Origin of the sequence: Trichocoleus sp. FACHB-6 (genome assembly GCF_014695815.1) — a bacterium.
Classification (GTDB): domain Bacteria; phylum Cyanobacteriota; class Cyanobacteriia; order Cyanobacteriales; family FACHB-T130; genus Funiculus; species Funiculus sociatus.
In genome coordinates this window covers 115,605-131,415 of sequence record NZ_JACJOY010000097.1, presented here as the reverse complement: position 1 = coordinate 131,415, position 15,811 = coordinate 115,605, and the positions used below count along the sequence as shown (strand labels likewise).

Annotated in this window: 15 protein-coding genes and 4 tRNA genes; 7 read left to right on the top strand and 12 right to left on the bottom strand. The window is 45.9% G+C overall.

Features of this window, described 5'->3' with window-relative positions; genetic code table 11:
- Nucleotides 1-327: 327 nt before the first annotated feature.
- The 3 genes from H6F66_RS19400 to H6F66_RS19390 form a co-directional block, all read right to left on the bottom strand.
- Nucleotides 328-1,338 carry a hypothetical protein gene (locus H6F66_RS19400; protein WP_190424322.1) on the bottom strand — a complete coding sequence of 337 codons (1,011 nt, stop codon included), beginning with the start codon at nucleotides 1,336-1,338 and terminating at the stop codon, nucleotides 328-330.
- A gap of 8 nt (nucleotides 1,339-1,346) precedes the next feature.
- Complete coding sequence (locus H6F66_RS19395; protein ID WP_190424320.1) at nucleotides 1,347-2,432, bottom strand: hypothetical protein; 1,086 nt, start codon at nucleotides 2,430-2,432, stop codon at nucleotides 1,347-1,349.
- Nucleotides 2,433-2,580: 148 nt separating this feature from the next.
- The gene (locus H6F66_RS19390) at nucleotides 2,581-3,240 is read right to left on the bottom strand and encodes an Npun_F0813 family protein (RefSeq protein ID WP_190424318.1); all 660 of its coding nucleotides are present in this window, start codon (nucleotides 3,238-3,240) and stop codon (nucleotides 2,581-2,583) included.
- Between the two features lie 313 nt (nucleotides 3,241-3,553).
- On the opposite strand from H6F66_RS19390, the gene H6F66_RS19385 reads away from it, so the two are divergent.
- A tRNA-Arg gene (locus tag H6F66_RS19385) sits at nucleotides 3,554-3,627 on the top strand.
- A gap of 265 nt (nucleotides 3,628-3,892) precedes the next feature.
- Here H6F66_RS19385 and H6F66_RS19380 read toward each other — a convergent pair.
- The 5 genes from H6F66_RS19380 to H6F66_RS19360 all read right to left on the bottom strand — a co-directional run bounded on the left by H6F66_RS19380 (nucleotide 3,893) and on the right by H6F66_RS19360 (nucleotide 7,806).
- Nucleotides 3,893-3,964, bottom strand: a tRNA-Thr gene (locus H6F66_RS19380).
- A 54-nt stretch (nucleotides 3,965-4,018) separates the two neighbouring features.
- Nucleotides 4,019-4,103, bottom strand: a tRNA-Tyr gene (locus tag H6F66_RS19375).
- Between the two features lie 100 nt (nucleotides 4,104-4,203).
- Nucleotides 4,204-5,313 carry a hemolysin family protein gene (locus H6F66_RS19370; protein ID WP_347269408.1) on the bottom strand — a complete coding sequence of 370 codons (1,110 nt, stop codon included), beginning with the start codon at nucleotides 5,311-5,313 and terminating at the stop codon, nucleotides 4,204-4,206.
- Nucleotides 5,314-5,472: 159 nt separating this feature from the next.
- A complete protein-coding gene (locus H6F66_RS19365) occupies nucleotides 5,473-7,290 on the bottom strand; it encodes an ABC transporter ATP-binding protein (protein WP_190424316.1) in 1,818 nt (605 codons plus the stop codon).
- 378 nt (nucleotides 7,291-7,668) lie between these two features.
- On the bottom strand, nucleotides 7,669-7,806 hold the full coding sequence (locus H6F66_RS19360; RefSeq protein ID WP_190424314.1) for a hypothetical protein: 138 nt from the start codon (nucleotides 7,804-7,806) through the stop codon (nucleotides 7,669-7,671).
- 78 nt (nucleotides 7,807-7,884) lie between these two features.
- Here H6F66_RS19360 and H6F66_RS19355 point away from each other — a divergent pair, with 78 nt between their 5' ends.
- From H6F66_RS19355 to H6F66_RS19345, 3 genes are all read left to right on the top strand, one after another.
- Complete coding sequence (locus H6F66_RS19355; protein WP_190447415.1) at nucleotides 7,885-8,181, top strand: tetratricopeptide repeat protein; 297 nt, start codon at nucleotides 7,885-7,887, stop codon at nucleotides 8,179-8,181.
- Between the two features lies 1 nt (nucleotide 8,182).
- A complete protein-coding gene (locus H6F66_RS19350; RefSeq protein ID WP_190424310.1) occupies nucleotides 8,183-8,323 on the top strand; it encodes a tetratricopeptide repeat protein in 141 nt (46 codons plus the stop codon).
- Between the two features lie 133 nt (nucleotides 8,324-8,456).
- Nucleotides 8,457-9,401 carry a GDSL-type esterase/lipase family protein gene (locus H6F66_RS19345; protein WP_190424308.1) on the top strand — a complete coding sequence of 315 codons (945 nt, stop codon included), beginning with the start codon at nucleotides 8,457-8,459 and terminating at the stop codon, nucleotides 9,399-9,401.
- 50 nt (nucleotides 9,402-9,451) lie between these two features.
- Here H6F66_RS19345 and H6F66_RS19340 read toward each other — a convergent pair whose 3' ends face one another.
- Nucleotides 9,452-10,525, bottom strand: coding sequence for a Gfo/Idh/MocA family oxidoreductase (locus H6F66_RS19340; protein WP_190424496.1), 1,074 nt, complete (start codon nucleotides 10,523-10,525; stop codon nucleotides 9,452-9,454).
- 373 nt (nucleotides 10,526-10,898) lie between these two features.
- Between H6F66_RS19340 and queC the strand changes: the two genes are divergently transcribed.
- Complete coding sequence (gene queC / locus H6F66_RS19335; RefSeq protein ID WP_190424306.1) at nucleotides 10,899-11,594, top strand: 7-cyano-7-deazaguanine synthase QueC; 696 nt, start codon at nucleotides 10,899-10,901, stop codon at nucleotides 11,592-11,594.
- Nucleotides 11,595-11,605: 11 nt separating this feature from the next.
- Here queC and H6F66_RS19330 read toward each other — a convergent pair whose 3' ends face one another.
- Together H6F66_RS19330 and H6F66_RS19325 are read right to left on the bottom strand one after the other, a co-directional pair.
- Nucleotides 11,606-13,066 (bottom strand): hemolysin family protein, encoded by a 1,461-nt coding sequence (locus H6F66_RS19330; protein WP_190424304.1) that lies wholly within the window; start codon nucleotides 13,064-13,066, stop codon nucleotides 11,606-11,608.
- Between the two features lie 90 nt (nucleotides 13,067-13,156).
- Nucleotides 13,157-13,846, bottom strand: coding sequence for a hypothetical protein (locus tag H6F66_RS19325; RefSeq protein ID WP_190424302.1), 690 nt, complete (start codon nucleotides 13,844-13,846; stop codon nucleotides 13,157-13,159).
- Nucleotides 13,847-14,189: 343 nt separating this feature from the next.
- On the opposite strand from H6F66_RS19325, the gene H6F66_RS19320 reads away from it, so the two are divergent.
- A tRNA-Ile gene (locus H6F66_RS19320) sits at nucleotides 14,190-14,262 on the top strand.
- 338 nt (nucleotides 14,263-14,600) lie between these two features.
- Here the strand turns inward: H6F66_RS19320 and H6F66_RS19315 are convergent.
- Nucleotides 14,601-15,071 carry a hypothetical protein gene (locus H6F66_RS19315; RefSeq protein WP_190424300.1) on the bottom strand — a complete coding sequence of 157 codons (471 nt, stop codon included), beginning with the start codon at nucleotides 15,069-15,071 and terminating at the stop codon, nucleotides 14,601-14,603.
- A gap of 99 nt (nucleotides 15,072-15,170) precedes the next feature.
- Between H6F66_RS19315 and pyrE the strand changes: the two genes are divergently transcribed.
- Nucleotides 15,171-15,788, top strand: coding sequence for an orotate phosphoribosyltransferase (gene pyrE / locus H6F66_RS19310; RefSeq protein WP_190424298.1), 618 nt, complete (start codon nucleotides 15,171-15,173; stop codon nucleotides 15,786-15,788).
- Nucleotides 15,789-15,811 lie beyond the last annotated feature (23 nt).

Sequence of the window (15,811 nt, the reverse complement as noted above, 5' to 3'; positions counted from 1 at the left end):
ATTATTTTCAGTAAAAATACGGTAGTCAGTTAGGCTATAAGCGGTTCTAAATTTATTAATTAACTGCTTAATATGGGTTTTGGGGGATTGGAATAAAAAATCCCACCGAATCTATATGCAGCTATTTTTAATTGCCAGTCTGCAAGATTAATGCTCCAGCGATGCGTAAGCGGCGACAGAAGTTAGCTGACAACAAGCCAATGTAAGCGTCTTGCCGTAGGCAAGACGCTTACATTGGGCAGGTACAAACACTGGCTACCAGGCTGGCAGAAGCGTTAGAGAACAGCAATCATGTTGGAGAACGTGCCAGCTTTTCATAACTGCCCCTTACAAAGAGTAAACTTGACCATCAATCAGCAAGCGGGTAATTCCCTTAGCTTGCAGTTGAGAACAAGTTTTCTGAAGCATCTTGCCATCTGGAACCTTAATCACTCGTTGAGTGCGGTTAGAAAACCGTCTAGCTACCCGGTGATTGTCGAAAACTGGTAGCGTTCTCTGCTGAAACTCCTGGGGAGGAATTTGTCCCAGATCGCTGAACTCTTTGAGAGGACGAGAGATTAACTCTGCCGCACGGTCAACGACTAAATAGCAAATTTTGGGAAGCACCGCGTTGGACAGCGGTAAAACTTGAACTCCTTCGCGGTTTTCACCGCGTAACATTCCTCTTTGATGCCCAATCTTTGGCGTTGGCGGATCATCGTCCCAATCCTCGTCTTCGAGGTCTTCTAAATCTGCGTCCTCGTCGTCCTCGTCGTCCTCGTCGTCCTCGTCGTCTTCGTCGTCGTTGTTTAAAGCTCTCAGGTCTTCTAAGAGCATCTCTTCTATGACGCTGGCTTCGGCTTCGGCAGCGTAATTATCATCATCCAGGCGTTCGGCACCACCTGTCTGTGCTGAATCAACTGCCACCTCGAACAGTGGCTCGGACGATGTCCCAAGAAGCTCTGAGGAAGGAAGGTTTTCTTCATCCTCCGTACTGTCTATTGTCTCTAGCGAAGATTCCACTGACGAGCGCCTGCGACGTCGCCGTTCGGAGTTAAAGATTTCCGCAGAGGGTTCTTCAATTTTTTCGGTTTGTGCAAAGGTTTCTGGCAACGTCTCTTGTGGTTCGTCTTCCTCAGAGGCTGTTGGTTCCGAAACGCTGCTATGGCTACGAGTAGCCCGCTTTTGCTGGATCAGACCTTCATATTCCTTCTCGGACAGACGATTTTTCAGGAGGCGGCTAATTGTCGAGTTACTGACATCATAACGAGTAGCCAGGGTTGAGGTTGTCTCTCCTGGCTGTCGATATAGGTTAAGGATTTCGCGTTTATCTGATTCTGAGAGTTTTCTCACACTCATGCCACTTTTTAAGCACGTTTGCGTCCGCTGCGGCGAGAACGACTGGAGGTGTCAAATTCTAGAGCAGCACCGATGGCAAAAAGCACACCGCTGAAAACCCAGAACACTTCCAATAGTCCGCCACTTTGGTATTCATCGCCAATGTAAGTATCGGCGTATTTAAGCCACATATCGGCAACATAGTAGGAAAAAGCTGCTCCTGCTATCATCCTCCAAGATTGGGAAAAGCGTCCCCCCCAAAAGGCTAACAATACAGTTGCAGCAATAATCAAGAGGAAGATATCGATAACTACGTAGAAGATGTTTAAAAATCCCGCCAATGGTTCTAGTAGTTTTTCCACGGATATAACCCAGGCTGGGGGCGGTGCTGGCTCAGCAGTAGCAGCTAGAACCCCTGTAGCAGAGGCTTTACCTTGTGCTGATTTCGCGGTTTTGACTGCTGGTGCTTTGGTAGCAGGGTAGGTCGTGGGTGTGCCGTAGGCATTCGCTTTCTTAGCTAAATTCGCATTAGCCACTTGCGTTGAAGAAGTAGGTAGTGAGTCAACTGAAACTGCTGTTGACTGCTTGGGGGGGGCAAAGGAAAGCCAGAGTGCCAAGGCAATACCGACGAATGCGATCGCGCCCACAACTGCCCACTGCCAAATTTCTAGATTCAATCGTCTGGAGATCACCGCTAAAATCATGCCCCAGCCAAGAAACAGATAAGCAGGCACAAAAAACAAATCCCCAGGCGACACAATTGGTTCTTGATGTAAAACCAATTCCCAATAGCAAAACAACAAGTTTCCCAGGAAATAGCACAACATTCCCATACCGAATCCCAGCCAGACGTTACGCCCGCTGACAATCTGAGGAGAGCGCCAGTTTCTAAAACACAGCACTGCTGCGCCTAGATAAGCCACTTCTTCAAAAATGTAAGTTCCAATGGTGTACCACAGTGGACGATCTTCCCCTGGCGCTGAAATGCTAAACAGCAGAAAATACAGCAGTGCTAGTACCGCCCAGGCAATTCCAGCGATCACAATGGTTTGAACACCCAGTATGGATTGCCAAGTAGATGAATTTTCCGATGACTTTTCCAAAGAGCTGCTCATAAGTCCTCAAAAAAAAAAGGATGCACGCTTTTGTTTCGATGGCAAATACCATTTAAATGAATAATCGCCTAAAAAATCTCATCTCAGGAAGCGCAAGTGTCTCCCCTGGCAATGCTTTTCTCCGGTACATTACCTTAAACATTTTTCTTTAGCGCCACAGCTTACCAAGGGGAGATTGATTCAACCACTCAATAAACTGATTCAGCTCGCCTGGTTGCATATCTTGTAATGTATCCTTTACTCCCTGAGAAAAGTTCGTATTGCCAAAATACTCTTTACCCAGGCGATGAAGTTCTTGCAACAGAGTTATCAGATGATGTTCTTCCCAAGCGGGAATCTGAAGGCTAGTCAGCGGGTCCATCGTTAGCAAGTTTTTCACCGCTTGCGGCGAATCCGCTCCCGGAAAGTGCCACTGCCGGAAGACATCAGTAAGGTCTTTCTGAAATAATCCAGCTTGCCTATTTCCTAAGAGGTCTTCAATGTCTATGTAAACCGCCTGGAGTAGCAACAGGCAGGCTTGCGTTATAGGGGTAATTTTGAGATCGCTACCAGCATCAGTTGCTAGTTGCTCTAAGCGAATTTTGCCCCAAATACTATACCGATCTGGCTCTTCCAGCAAAACGCAGGCTTTGCCACGGTTATCGGTGAGGTCGCGCCAAAAGGCTCTGGCTTCTTCTGCTTGATTGGCAGCAAAGACACTTAGCAAGCGAAATGTCTGCCCCTGATAATTGAGAATTGGGATCTGTTGCTCCCGCTTGGGGTGCTGAATGCTTGAGATTTCAACATCCTGCCGTTTCAGAATAAACATGACACTGGCAAATGACTCCTGACATAGCCGGGGGTGCTGTGTCCCTTATAGGCGATCGCCGCGCAACGATCAAGGGCTACAGAGCGCTGGTAATGGTTTAGAATCCGGCAACGCTGCCTTGTGAGTCTGCTCGAAGAGCGATCGCCTTGACTAATACACTATCGTATCCAAGCATCTCTCGTATAATGGTTTCTAGTCTACATTGCTCTTATAGCTCAAAAGAGCCTCCTTACTTTATAAACCTTTGAAATTCCGGCTTGCTTTACAGCACTCAGCACAGATACAATTTTATATACTAAGATAGGAATTCTGTGGGTGCGTAACTCAGGTGGATAGAGTAGCTGCCTTCTAAGCAGCCTGCCGCAGGTTCGAGTCCTGCCGTACCCGTTGTAAATAATATCCCTCAAGCCCCGACTATACCTAAAAAACCAATATAGACATCCAGAAGTCACAAGTGGGGCTTCTGGATGTCTATTATTTTCAAAAACTAAAACCTTTATACTGTTTCTCCGTTAGGTGAAGTATGAAATATAATATATGGCGTTTCTGACGTTTCGGCCACCTTAGTAAGGAGATGGCATTAGCTTGTCCTTACAGATGTATAGCATCCAACCCTTGAATTGCTATACAGTCTATATTTTCTATTTTTAAAAGCCCGTGACGAGGATTGAACTCGTGACCTCACCCTTACCAAGGGTGTGCTCTACCACTGAGCCACACGGGCGAAAAAGGCAAAAGGCAAAATAAAATTTTTACTTTTTCCATTTTACCTGAATTGTGGTGGGCCGAGCTGGATTTGAACCAGCGTAGGCGTAGCCAGTGGATTTACAGTCCACCCCCATTAACCACTCGGGCATCGACCCATTTCGATCCACGATTAATAATCGTAGCACAGCTTTTTAGAAATTGAAAAGGGTTTTGGGCAAATTTGTTCTCCGATGTTGGGAATCGCACTTCTCCCAATCAGCTTCCACCGAAGCGCGGGATATTTCTCACAGTTATCGCCCGACTCGGAAAATCACTTTCATCATAAATCTCTCCCACTAACTCCTCCAGAATATCTTCCAGCGTGATCAGCCCCACCGTGCCACCATACTCATCCACCACAATCACAATGTGCAGGCGCTGTTGCAACATTTCCTTGAGCAGATTCGCAACTCGCTTCGTGTCTGGCACATACACAGGCGGATCCATCGCCTCTGTCACGAGTCCATTGTCAATCCCTTCTTTTCGCAATTGATTGAGCTGCTGGAGCGCCCGCTTCAGGTGAACAATTCCCACAATTTGATCCTTAGACTCCTCCTGCACGGGGATGCGGGAATATCCCGTCTCCAAACAAAGATTTACAAATTCCTGCAAAGTTGCCTCATGGGAGATAGTCCGCATCTCAATCCGGGGCTTGACGAGATCGTGGGCGCTGAGACTATCTAGCATCAGGGCTTTATTCAGCAGCTGGTGTTTATCCAAATCCAGTTTGCCCTTACCGCCCAAAATTTCAATCATCAGTTGGAGGTCTTTTAATGACTCTCCCTCCTGAACAGCACCTCTCTGAAACAGGCGAATCACACTCTGGGCAATAGTTTCAAACAGATAAATGATGGGTGCTAAAGCAATTGAAAGCAAGTATATCGGGCGAATGGAAAACTTAAAAACTGCCATCACATTGTTAACAGCCAGAGATTTCGGTGTAACTTCGCCAAAAATTAACACCAGAAAAGTGACAACAGCTGTGGCAATTCCTATACCCGCATTACCCAGCCAAAGGGCAAATAAATTACTGGTCAAAATCGCTGAAAAATTATTGACCAGGTTGTTGCCGACAAGGAGGGTAGTAATAAATCGAGCGCGGTTCTCTAGTACCAGCGAGAACATCCGGCTTAGGTCGCTCTGCTCTTTCATCAGCGCCCTGAGCTTAAGATTGTCCAGCGCCGTCAGAGCGGTTTCGGAACCGGAGAAAAAAGCCGAAAACAAAAGCATCAATCCCAAAACTGCGATATCGAGCCAAACACTTCCTAAAAGCGGACCGATATCAGAAGCAACCAGAATGTATGACCCAACAGGTAAAAAAATCACGGGAAGATAAAAAAGGCAAAAGACAAAAGCGCACCAAAGAAAGGGTGTAGAGACGATGAGCGCTCTCGCGATCGCGCCTTCCCGAAATCTTGGAGCAATATAGGCAAAAGGAAAAAGAAAAATTTTTAACTTTTACCTTTTAGCTTTTGCCTTTTAACTTTACATTAGCTCACCAGTTTCTTGTAGTGAGTGCAAGCGGCGGTAAATTCCTTCACTGCGTAGTAGTTCCGCATGGCTACCGACTTCTACAATTTGTCCTTGGTCGAGAACGACGATTTTATCTGCTTCTCGGACGGTGCTTAATCGGTGAGCGATGATGATTGTAGTGCGGGTGCCAAGGATGCTACGCATGGCAAGCTGAATTGAGCGCTCAGATTCGTAGTCGAGGCTGGAAGTCGCCTCGTCAAAGATTAAAACGTCAGGTTCCACTAGGAGCGCCCTGGCAATGCCTAAGCGCTGCCTCTGTCCCCCAGAAAGCCGCATTCCCCGCTCCCCGACAACGGTGTAGTAACCTTGCGGCAAATGCTCGATTACTTCGTCTACTCTGGCAATGCGACAGGCTTCCTGCACTTGCTCAAAGGTGGCTTTGGGGTTCCCGTAAGTGAGATTATCTAGCAAGGTGCCGTTGAAGATGTCTACTTCTTGGTGGACAATGGCTAACCGCCGCCGATAGCTGCTGACATCCAGGGTACGAATGTCTTGCCCATCCATTAAAATGCTTCCCTGTGTGGGTTCAAAGTACCGGAACAGCAGTTTAACTAAGGTAGATTTTCCCGATCCTGAACGACCTACTAGAGCTACAGTTTGATACGGTTCAATCAGTAGATTGATGTTTTGTAAAACTGGGCGGCTGGTGTCGTAGCCAAAAGTAAGATGGGAAAATTCGATTTTTCCGGTGAATTGATAGGATGTGGCAATCGCAGATGAATCTATGACCAAATCGCCAGCATCTGCTCCAGACGGATGCTGCATAAATTCGTGAAACCGCAGCATTGAGGCATAGCGACGCGCAAAAATCTCGGCTATGTTGGCGATTGGTTCCAATTCTGCATAAGCCATACTGGAAATGGTTAAAGTCGTCACGAAGTGACCAAGTGAAATCTGTCCCTTCAGTGCAGCGTTGAGAGTCAAACCTAGCACCATCAAAACACAAAATTGAATGATAGTCTTTTGCCAAGTGGCGAGTTTGATGTAACCGAGGTGAATGCGGTAATCAACTACTTTAAACTCGCGGTTTAAGCGTTGTCGTTGCCGTTTGATTTCTATGCCTTCAGTGGCAAATGCTTTGACTGTTTTGATGTTGGTGACGATTTCCGAGGTGCGGCTTTGGGTATTTTCCATGTATTTATCTAGCTGTCGTTCTTGTTGCATCAGGTGCTTTAAACCTCTGAGACTGAAGCTGAGGATAAACAGGAACGAAACTAGAAATATTAAAGCAATGCGCCACTCGATTAGCCAGATAATTCCAAATATACCCAGGACTCGGAATAGCTTGGGAATAAACTGTCCGGCAATTTCTGGGTAAGTCCAGGTGTGGTTTTCTAGCCCTTTAGCAACTCGTCCGGCAATACGTCCGGGGTTGTTTTCTTCATAAAATTCTAGGGGCAGAGTGAGAATTTTTTCTAGAGTTTTTTGGGCTTGATCTCGACGCGATCGCAAGGCTATATCCCAATGGAACCACCAACTCGTCCAAGTCTGAACCGGCGCTCTAACTACGGTGACAAGGAAGATTAAACCCATCAGTACGGATAGGGAAAAGAACTGATTTGCTGGTAAATTGGTAATATCGGCTGCGAATGCGATCGCATTCTGCAATGCTTTATCTAGCGGTTGATTGGACAGGACATTAAGAATCTGTCCGATGGCGTAAGGAACCGCTAGATCGATGATTTCAAAAATACTGGCTGCGGCAATACTAAAACACGCGATCGCCCAATATTTTCGGTAATAACCAAGAATATCCCGAATGCTGGCCATAATTCTTTAGTTGTGAAAAATTTTCACGAGAAATTTCAGAGTTAAGCTCACAAAAGCGACTCTGAAAAACTAATTAAAAGTTTTTTGGGTTAAATGTCGAAGTTACGCAATGTGCAAATCTAAAGGTTACTTTCCTATTAAAAAGGGAGATATGCCGCTTATTATATTCAGCTTATACTCCCCCGAATCCCCTTTTAAAAAGGGGCGAAGAAAGATTCTATCTTCCTAATCTTCCTTAAATAAGGAGGACAAGAAAGAATAAATTGCACTTCACGGGAATTTTATCCCTAAAACAGGGATGATTACAGGAACCTTGAAATAACCCGATGGCTTGAATTTATGACTTTATCAGCATCGGTAGTATCCTCACCTTGAAGATTACACGGCGTAGGCTGATTGAAGCGCCCACCAAATGAGGAAAGCAATACCGCCCAAAACCACCACCGATGAGATAGCGATCGCTGTTGGGCTATCAGCTCCCTTAAACTTCATAATTCCACGATTCAAGTCTGACATAGCGCGGCGATCCTCCTTCTCTCGAAGATTAGCAAATATTTGTAAAGTTTATCCTATCCATCACTAGGTTAGCGGGTGATGCCACACTCGTCTATCACCCAAATGGGTCATAAATGGGTTGGGCTAAGATGGAGGCGACTTTTCAGAGTTGGGACTTGGAGCTATAAAAATACTACTTACTACAGCGATCGGGGCAACGTACTATACAACCAGAACAAACTGGAGGAGGCAATCGCTTCTTCCCCTCAAGCTACTCAACTTGACCCTAATAATTCTCGTGCTTACAACAATCTACTAAGAAGCGATCGCTGCCTATCATCAAGCTTTAAGTTTACCAGATACGCTAGAAGCACCAGCTGCTTCGGTTCACAATAATTTGGGTCTAGGACTCCATCAGCAGGGAAAATTGACAGCAGCTATTGAGAAGTTTAAGCAAGCTGTTCAATTAAACCCTAATTATGTAGAAGCTAAAGATAATCTCAAAAAAACGCAGCAACAGCTCAAAAAGCAGAGATAAACTTATATTTTGCACCTCTAGAGTCTACAAAACATCACTCTAGCTCGCGCACCATCCGGGCTTTGTTTATCTAGCCACGACTTCAGTCGTTGGGCATATTAATAACAGCCTTTGTCGTTGAGGGGGATTATCCGTGAAAATTGCGCTGATTGTTTTGGCAGTTGTTGTGGGGTTGGTAGTGGCACTAGAAGTGGGATTGCGCCTGCTGTTTGGTTTTGGTAATCCCTTAGTTTACGTTGCCGATGAGCAGATTGGTTATTTATTAGCGCCGAATCAGCGGACTCGCAGGTTTGGCAACCGGATAGAAATAAATCAATATTCGATGCGAAGCCCAGAAATAACCGAAACTCGCCCAGAGTCTACCATGCGGGTGCTGCTGTTGGGAGATTCCATCGCTAATGGTGGCTGGTGGACGGATCAAACTCATACGCTTTCCGCAATGCTGACTAAGCTGTTGGAATCATCTATCGATAGTAATACTTTTAAACAGGTGGAAGTTCTCAACGCTTCAGCAAATTCCTGGTGTCCGCGCAATGAATTAGCTTACATCAAGCGATTTGGTACGTTTGACGCTCAGATAATTGTATTACTGATTAATACCGACGATTTATTCGGTACGGCTCCAACTTCGATCCCCGTCGGGCGCGATCGCTTCTACCCCAGCCAGAAACCGCCGCTTGGGATAATAGAAGCCTTCAGCCGCTACTTATTGCCATACAAGCCGCCCTCAGAGATGGCACAGGTGAACGCAGAATCAGGCGATCGCGTCGGATTTAATCTAGAAGCAATCCGAGAAATTAAGACAATCGCAGATCAAAAAGGTGCCAGCTTAATGCTTGCCATGACACCTCTAAAGCGAGAAATCGGCGAACCTGGCCCCCGCGATTATGAATTGGAAGCAAGAAAGCGCCTGATTGACTTGACAAAGGCGCAAAATATTGCTTACCTAGATTTTCTACCAATTTTCAACTCAAAACAGCAGCCCGAAACCCTGTACCGAGATCATATACACCTCAGCATCGAAGGAAATCAGCTGGTTAATCAAGAAATTGGGCGATCGTTGCCAATTAAAAATTAAAAATAGGGATTACTCAATTTTTAATTTTTAATTTGGCATTTTTAATTGTCTCAATAGGAAATCGCCACACTTGGAGAACTCAAACAACGATTCTCCCAGTCCGGTTCCTGCCAAACCTGACCATCGAGAGCCAACTGATCAATTAAACTTGCCAAACGCAGAGCCTTAAGCGCCTGTTCGCCACCTACGGAAGGTTGTTTACCACCCCGCACACAACTAACAAAATGCTCTAACTCCGCGTGCAGTGGCTCAATATTACTGGTATAAACCTTCTCAATTAACCCATCCTGCCGATAAAGCACCTGCCCATATTCCGTCATATAATTGGCGGTTGTTTGCCGATGAATCAGAATTTCATTATTGAGAAAATCTGCCTCAGTGAGGGAATTTTTGCAATGGGCAGCAATCCGGCGAATTTTGCGGTGTGTCACCTTACTGGCTGTTAACGTAGCCACAATACCATTAGCAAAGCCAAGGGTCGCAGTTACATAATCTAAATAACCAGAATCAGAAGCACGACTACCACTAGCTGTCAACTTAACCACTGGCGCAGCTGCCAGTTCCAGTAAAAGATCGATGTCATGGATCATCAAATCCAAAACCACAGAGACATCGTTAGCCCTTTGAGAATAGGGACTCATGCGATGAGCCTCTAGAGCCAGCAATTCTTCTGTTTTCAGCACTTTGCTGAGTTCTTGAAAAGCCGGGTTAAAACGCTCAATGTGTCCCACTTGTAGAATACAGTGAGAATCGGCTGCCGCATTTACCAGAGATTCAGCCTCGGCAATATTGGCAGCAATTGGCTTTTCAATCAAGACATGAATCCCTGCTTGCAGACAGGTCATTCCCACATCGTGATGCAGCCTTGTGGGAACAGCAATGCAAACGGCATCTACATATGGGATTAAGTCATGATAATCTTCAAAAAAGCGGACGCGATATTTACTTGCAGTGTCCAAACCCCGCTCAACATTAATATCTGCCACACCAATCAGTTCAACGTCTTTAAGGAGACTTAGAACGCGGGTGTGATGCTGCCCCATATTGCCAACTCCAATTACGCCAACGCGGATTGGTTGCGGCTGGTTGCGCTGTAAATGAGCCTCTGGGTATCTTCCTGATATGCTTTCTTGCACTCCTGTATGCTCCTCCACCACCTGTATATAGGTCAATTAGCAATAGTTACTTGCCTGAGACGATCCAGATGGTACCATAGTGCCTTCATTTGTGAAGAATTTCAAAGCTCTGTCTAAATTCATAAACTATAAGTCAGATTTTAACTTCTCTTTCATTGTGTTGAGGTTTGTAAATTTGATGCAGGCGGATGTGTCACTTTCTTTCCCGTCCATTTGGGGAGGAGTCGGTTGCTAGGACAGGACGGAGAGTCTGTCAAGATTCGGCAGGGTAGGCTCTGCGGTCTGTCATTAGTTGTCGGTTGTCAGTTGAAACTGACAAGATTAAGAACAGCAAGAAAATATGTTGACGGGGGATTGATAAGTGAAAGCGGTTGTTTTGTTGTCTGGGGGGTTGGACTCATCGACGGTGTTGTATCAGGCAAAGGCTGAGGGCTGCGAGTTGTACTCTCTGGCGTTTGATTACCAGCAGCGACATCAGCGCGAGTTAGAGTCAAGCCGGGCGATCGCTCGTTTAGCTGGTGTGGTAGAACATCAGGTAGTGACCTTTGATTTGCGTCTATGGGGCGGCTCTGCGCTCACAGACAGCGCCATTGAGGTGCCAGAAGGGCGATCGCTTGATGAGATGAATCAAAGTATCCCCGTCACCTATGTACCTGCTCGGAACACCATCTTTTTGAGCTTTGCTCTGGCTTATGCAGAAACCATTCAAGCCCAGCGAGTTTATATTGGTGTAAACGCTTTAGATTATTCCGGTTATCCAGATTGCCGTCCCGACTATATCCAGGCGATGCAAGAAGTATTTCGACTGGGAACAAAACAGGGACGAGAGGGAGAGCCAGTTACTATCATCACGCCCCTGATAGACCTCAAGAAAACGGAAATCATCCAGCTTGGAAATCAGCTGGGCGTACCTTGGGAGCAAACCTGGTCTTGCTATGTTGGTGGCGAGGTTGCTTGTGGTGTTTGCGATTCTTGCCGATTGCGTCTGGCTGCTTTTGCCGAATTGGGGCTAGAAGATCCGCTTCCCTATGGTGTGACGAGTTCCCAGACGCAATAACCGCAAGCTTTCTAGAAGATTTCTTGCTCCTCTACTCCCCTAATTTCTTTCTCCTGTACCTGTTTGCTAGCATGATCCCCATCTTCCTCTGCTTTCTCTGGCTCCTGCCGATGAATGCGAATTTGGTGCAGGCGTGGCCCCTCGGCAGAAACTACTGTTAGCTCAAGGTTGTCATAATGCAGAGTTTCGCCTTGGAGAGGAATTTTTTGATATTGATAGAGCAGGAAGCCGCCTAAAGTTTGATATTCATCAATTAAGGGGAAGTTGAGATCCAGAACTTCGTTGACTTCTTCTAAGTTCATCTGTGCTTGCACCAGAAAAGTTTGCTCATCAAGAATTTGCACAGTTAACTCTTCTGTATTCTCTGAGTTTGGCTCGGAGCCGATGATTTGAGCAATCAAATCTTCAATTGTCACTAATCCCGCGGTACCACCAAATTCATCTACAACGATGACCATTGCTAGGTGACTTCGCTGCATCACTGGTAATAGTTCGCTCAAAGGCTGACCTTCTTGCACAAATCGGGCGGGACGAATCCAAGGCTGAATCGGTGTATCGAGCTTCAGTTGACCTTTTGCTAAGGGTTCTGCTAACTCTTTGAAGTAAATAATGCCCCGAATATCGTCGAGGGATTCGCCAGTTACGGGATAGCGGGAGTGACCGGAGGTGGCAATTTCATCCAGCAGTGTTTGGAAGGTGGCATCATAGGGAATGGCTTCAATGCTGGTACGCGGAACCATCACTTCTTCTGCCAAGACTTCCCCAAATTCAAACACGTTGTTGAGGAGTTCTCGCGCCTCGGCTTCTAAACCAGTGGACTCGCGCTCGGTGGTGATAATCATTTGCAATTCTTCTGGCGTGACGCGAGTATACCAGCCTTGACCAGTGTACTGAATGCCGACCAGCCGCAAGAGCAAGCGAGTTGATTGGTTGAGAATCCAGATGAACGGGTTGAAGAAACGCGCGATCGCTCTTATTGGCAGTCCCAAAAATCTTGCCAGCTGTTCCGAGTAAAGCAGTGCTACGGATTTCGGAGACAACTCGCCTAAAACAATTTGCAGATAGGCGATGAGGAAGAAGGCGACTGGCAAAGAACAAGAATGCGCGATCGCCCGGTTTACTTCCTCTGACAGTGGCAAATGCGCGATCGCGCCCGACACTAAAACTGCCATTGTACTCTCGCCAATCCAGCCCAATGCCAAACTAGAGAGTGTGATACCTAGCTGAGTAGTAGATAACAGCTTTTCTATAGTGCGTTGCAGATTTTGGACGGTTCGCGCTTGGACATCCCCAGCTTCGACTAACTGGTTAATACGCGATCGCCGCACCGAAACCATCGAAAACTCAGCTGTGACAAAAAAACCATTGATTGCAATCAGCAGTAGCACCGATAACAATCTCAGCAGAATGTCTTGCCCGGTGAGTTGAGGAAAAACATTTACCTGCAAAATCACCAAAACGGGAGTAACCATCCGTAACGAGGGTATTAGGTATTGGGCAAGTGAAGCAGAATTAAAAATCCCAAATTAAAAGTTAAAAAGAAATTTTTAATTTTTAATTTCTTACTGCACCACGGGAATCCCAGACATTTTCAGCTGGAGTTTTTGATCGGGATAATCTGTCAGAGTCAGAGAAAGCTGCTTGGCATCTTCCAGTAAAGCCGAGGGAATACTCACTGTCCCAGAAAAGTTTTCCCCATTTGCAGGCAACTCACCTGGCAATCCTTCAGTCACAGCGCTCAAGGCACGACCCTGATCGTCCGTCACGTTCAAGAAACTATAGAGAAACCTCACAGCAGAACCAGACTCATTCTTTAAGCTTACATTCAGCAACAAAGAACCGGACTGTTGACGCGCCCCGCGCACCTCCAGCTTAACGCCCTTGTCCTGACTTGTAATCGGGAACTCCGGCTGGTTAGTTTGGGCCTCAGGAGTCTTAGTCTCGGTAGTAGGTTCGCGATCGCTCTTTACTTCCTCTTCCTTTTTTTCAGTCTTAGCGTTTTTGCCTTTCCCATTAACTTGTGAGTAGACATTATTCAAGATATCTGCCTCTCGCAACATTGCCACTCCTTCCTTGCCCAGAGTTGCCCGCTTGCTACCAGCCAGTTTATTGGTAGGACGCACATCCGGCTGCGTCACTCCTTTTAGGGCTTCATGCCCCACAGTAAACCCCCAGATCGCACTCACAAAGCCAGCGCCTAACATCATGGCAAGCAAAACTAACGTGAGGGCGACAGTTGCATTCAGTTTCATTGGTTGTTCAAGCTATAAAAATTGCCACAACAGCGACTTACTGCTATACATAGCTTCTAACTGACAGCAGTGGAACCTATGATAGCGAATCTGTCAATGCCACGCCGATAATTTATCTCATTTTTAGCAAACAGCGCTTATAATTTTATATCAGGAATAATAGTCTTTATTGGCGAACGAGTAGACGCAAACACTGTATCTGTAATACAATGGCACTCGAAGCCGCGTAAATCTCAGCAGATTAGCTAGTTTACTAGGCTTGTCCTAAAACAACATCGAGTATGTATCTTTGACTGATTCCGGAGGCAACAGAGTAATACTCGACACTTACACGTTTACTTTACGGCAGTTGGCCGAGCGGTTTAGGCAACGAACTCATAATTCGTGTTAGGCAGGTTCAACTCCTGCACTGCCGATTACAAATTTATATACCCTTGTCTAGCTTCCAATGGCAGTTAGGAAACAACAGGGCTATATTATTCTATTGGTTTACTTAAGAAACTAAGGCGGTCAATACAAAGCTGCCCAGAGGTTTTACCCTGCTTATTATATATGCCAACCCACAGACAGTTATTTGTTGCTCCAGCTTTCTAGCATCTTCTCTAACTCGGCAATATTTACTGATTTTATTGGTTAGACAAATCACATCACAAAGCTCTTTATTTCTCAGCGATAAATTCGCTTTGGGTGTATTTAATAAAAATAGTCCTGAGTCTCTAAAATACTCGGGACTATTTTTATACCTTTACCGTTTTTAACGAAAAGGCTGTCTTTCAAACACAAATTCACTACCTGTTACCCTAGTGCCACTAACATTGACGTTGACAGTGGGGCTTTGCAAAATCGAAGTATTGAAGGGATTAGGTAAATCTGGAGTGCGAATTATTGGATCGCTAGAAACCTGTTGTTCAAGCAGTTCTCGGTAGAGAATGCTAATTCTCTGAGCATCGCGAGCGATTTCTAGATCAGGATAAGATGCTCGATCTATGCCCCCAACTCCAAATATGAGGTTGAATTGCCTGCGGGTGCTATTATTTTCAAAAAAAGTTTGAGAGTCTTCAAAAAAGGCTCGCTCCACAACATCTGGAATGCCAAGGGTGAAAGGGCTAACAGGTACTCCTACTGGGCTGATAGTGGTTCTTTGTGCGATCGCGCTCTCGGCAATTACACTCGAAGCGGCAGCGAGAACCAACACACCGATTAAATTAGTAAAGCGCATTCCCATATCATTCCTCCACCACTTTTACTCAATCATACCTAGTCTTTAAGTTTAAGATAATTGATGGTCAAATTTTCATAGTTCCACTACTTCTGTGTCCAAGTGATGAGCAACGAAATCCTCCCTCAGACCGATTTAACTTTTTTACCTGCCACTGCCGATTTAACAACGCTGCGCCAGTATCTGCTGGATTTATTTTGCCGTCTAGCTTATAAAGAGGGGGACTTTGTTCTATCTTCCGGACAGCGCAGTTCTTACTACATTAACGGCAAGCAGGTGACACTGCACCCAGAAGGAGCCTTGGCAATTGGTCGTATTTTATTATCGCTGCTGCCAATGGATACTCAGGCAGTTGCGGGCTTGACATTGGGAGCCGATCCCATTGTGACGGCAGTAAGCGTAATTTCCGCTTATGAGAAGCGAGGTTTGCCAGCTCTGATTATCCGCAAAGAGGCGAAGGGACACGGTACAAAAGCATACATTGAAGGGCCGGATCTTCCCACTGGTGCGAAAGTCGTAGTTTTAGAAGATGTGGTTACGACTGGACAATCTGCCCTAAAGGCAGTTGAGCGTCTGCGAGATGCGGGTTACAGTGTAGACGAAGTAATTTCTCTAGTAGATAGACAACAAGGCGGTGCCGAGTTATACCAGTCTGAAGGGCTGAAGTTTCAGGCTGTGTTTACAATTGAGGATCTTCAACAGCAATATTCTCAAATCAAATAGCGTTTTAAAAACGCAAAGGTACG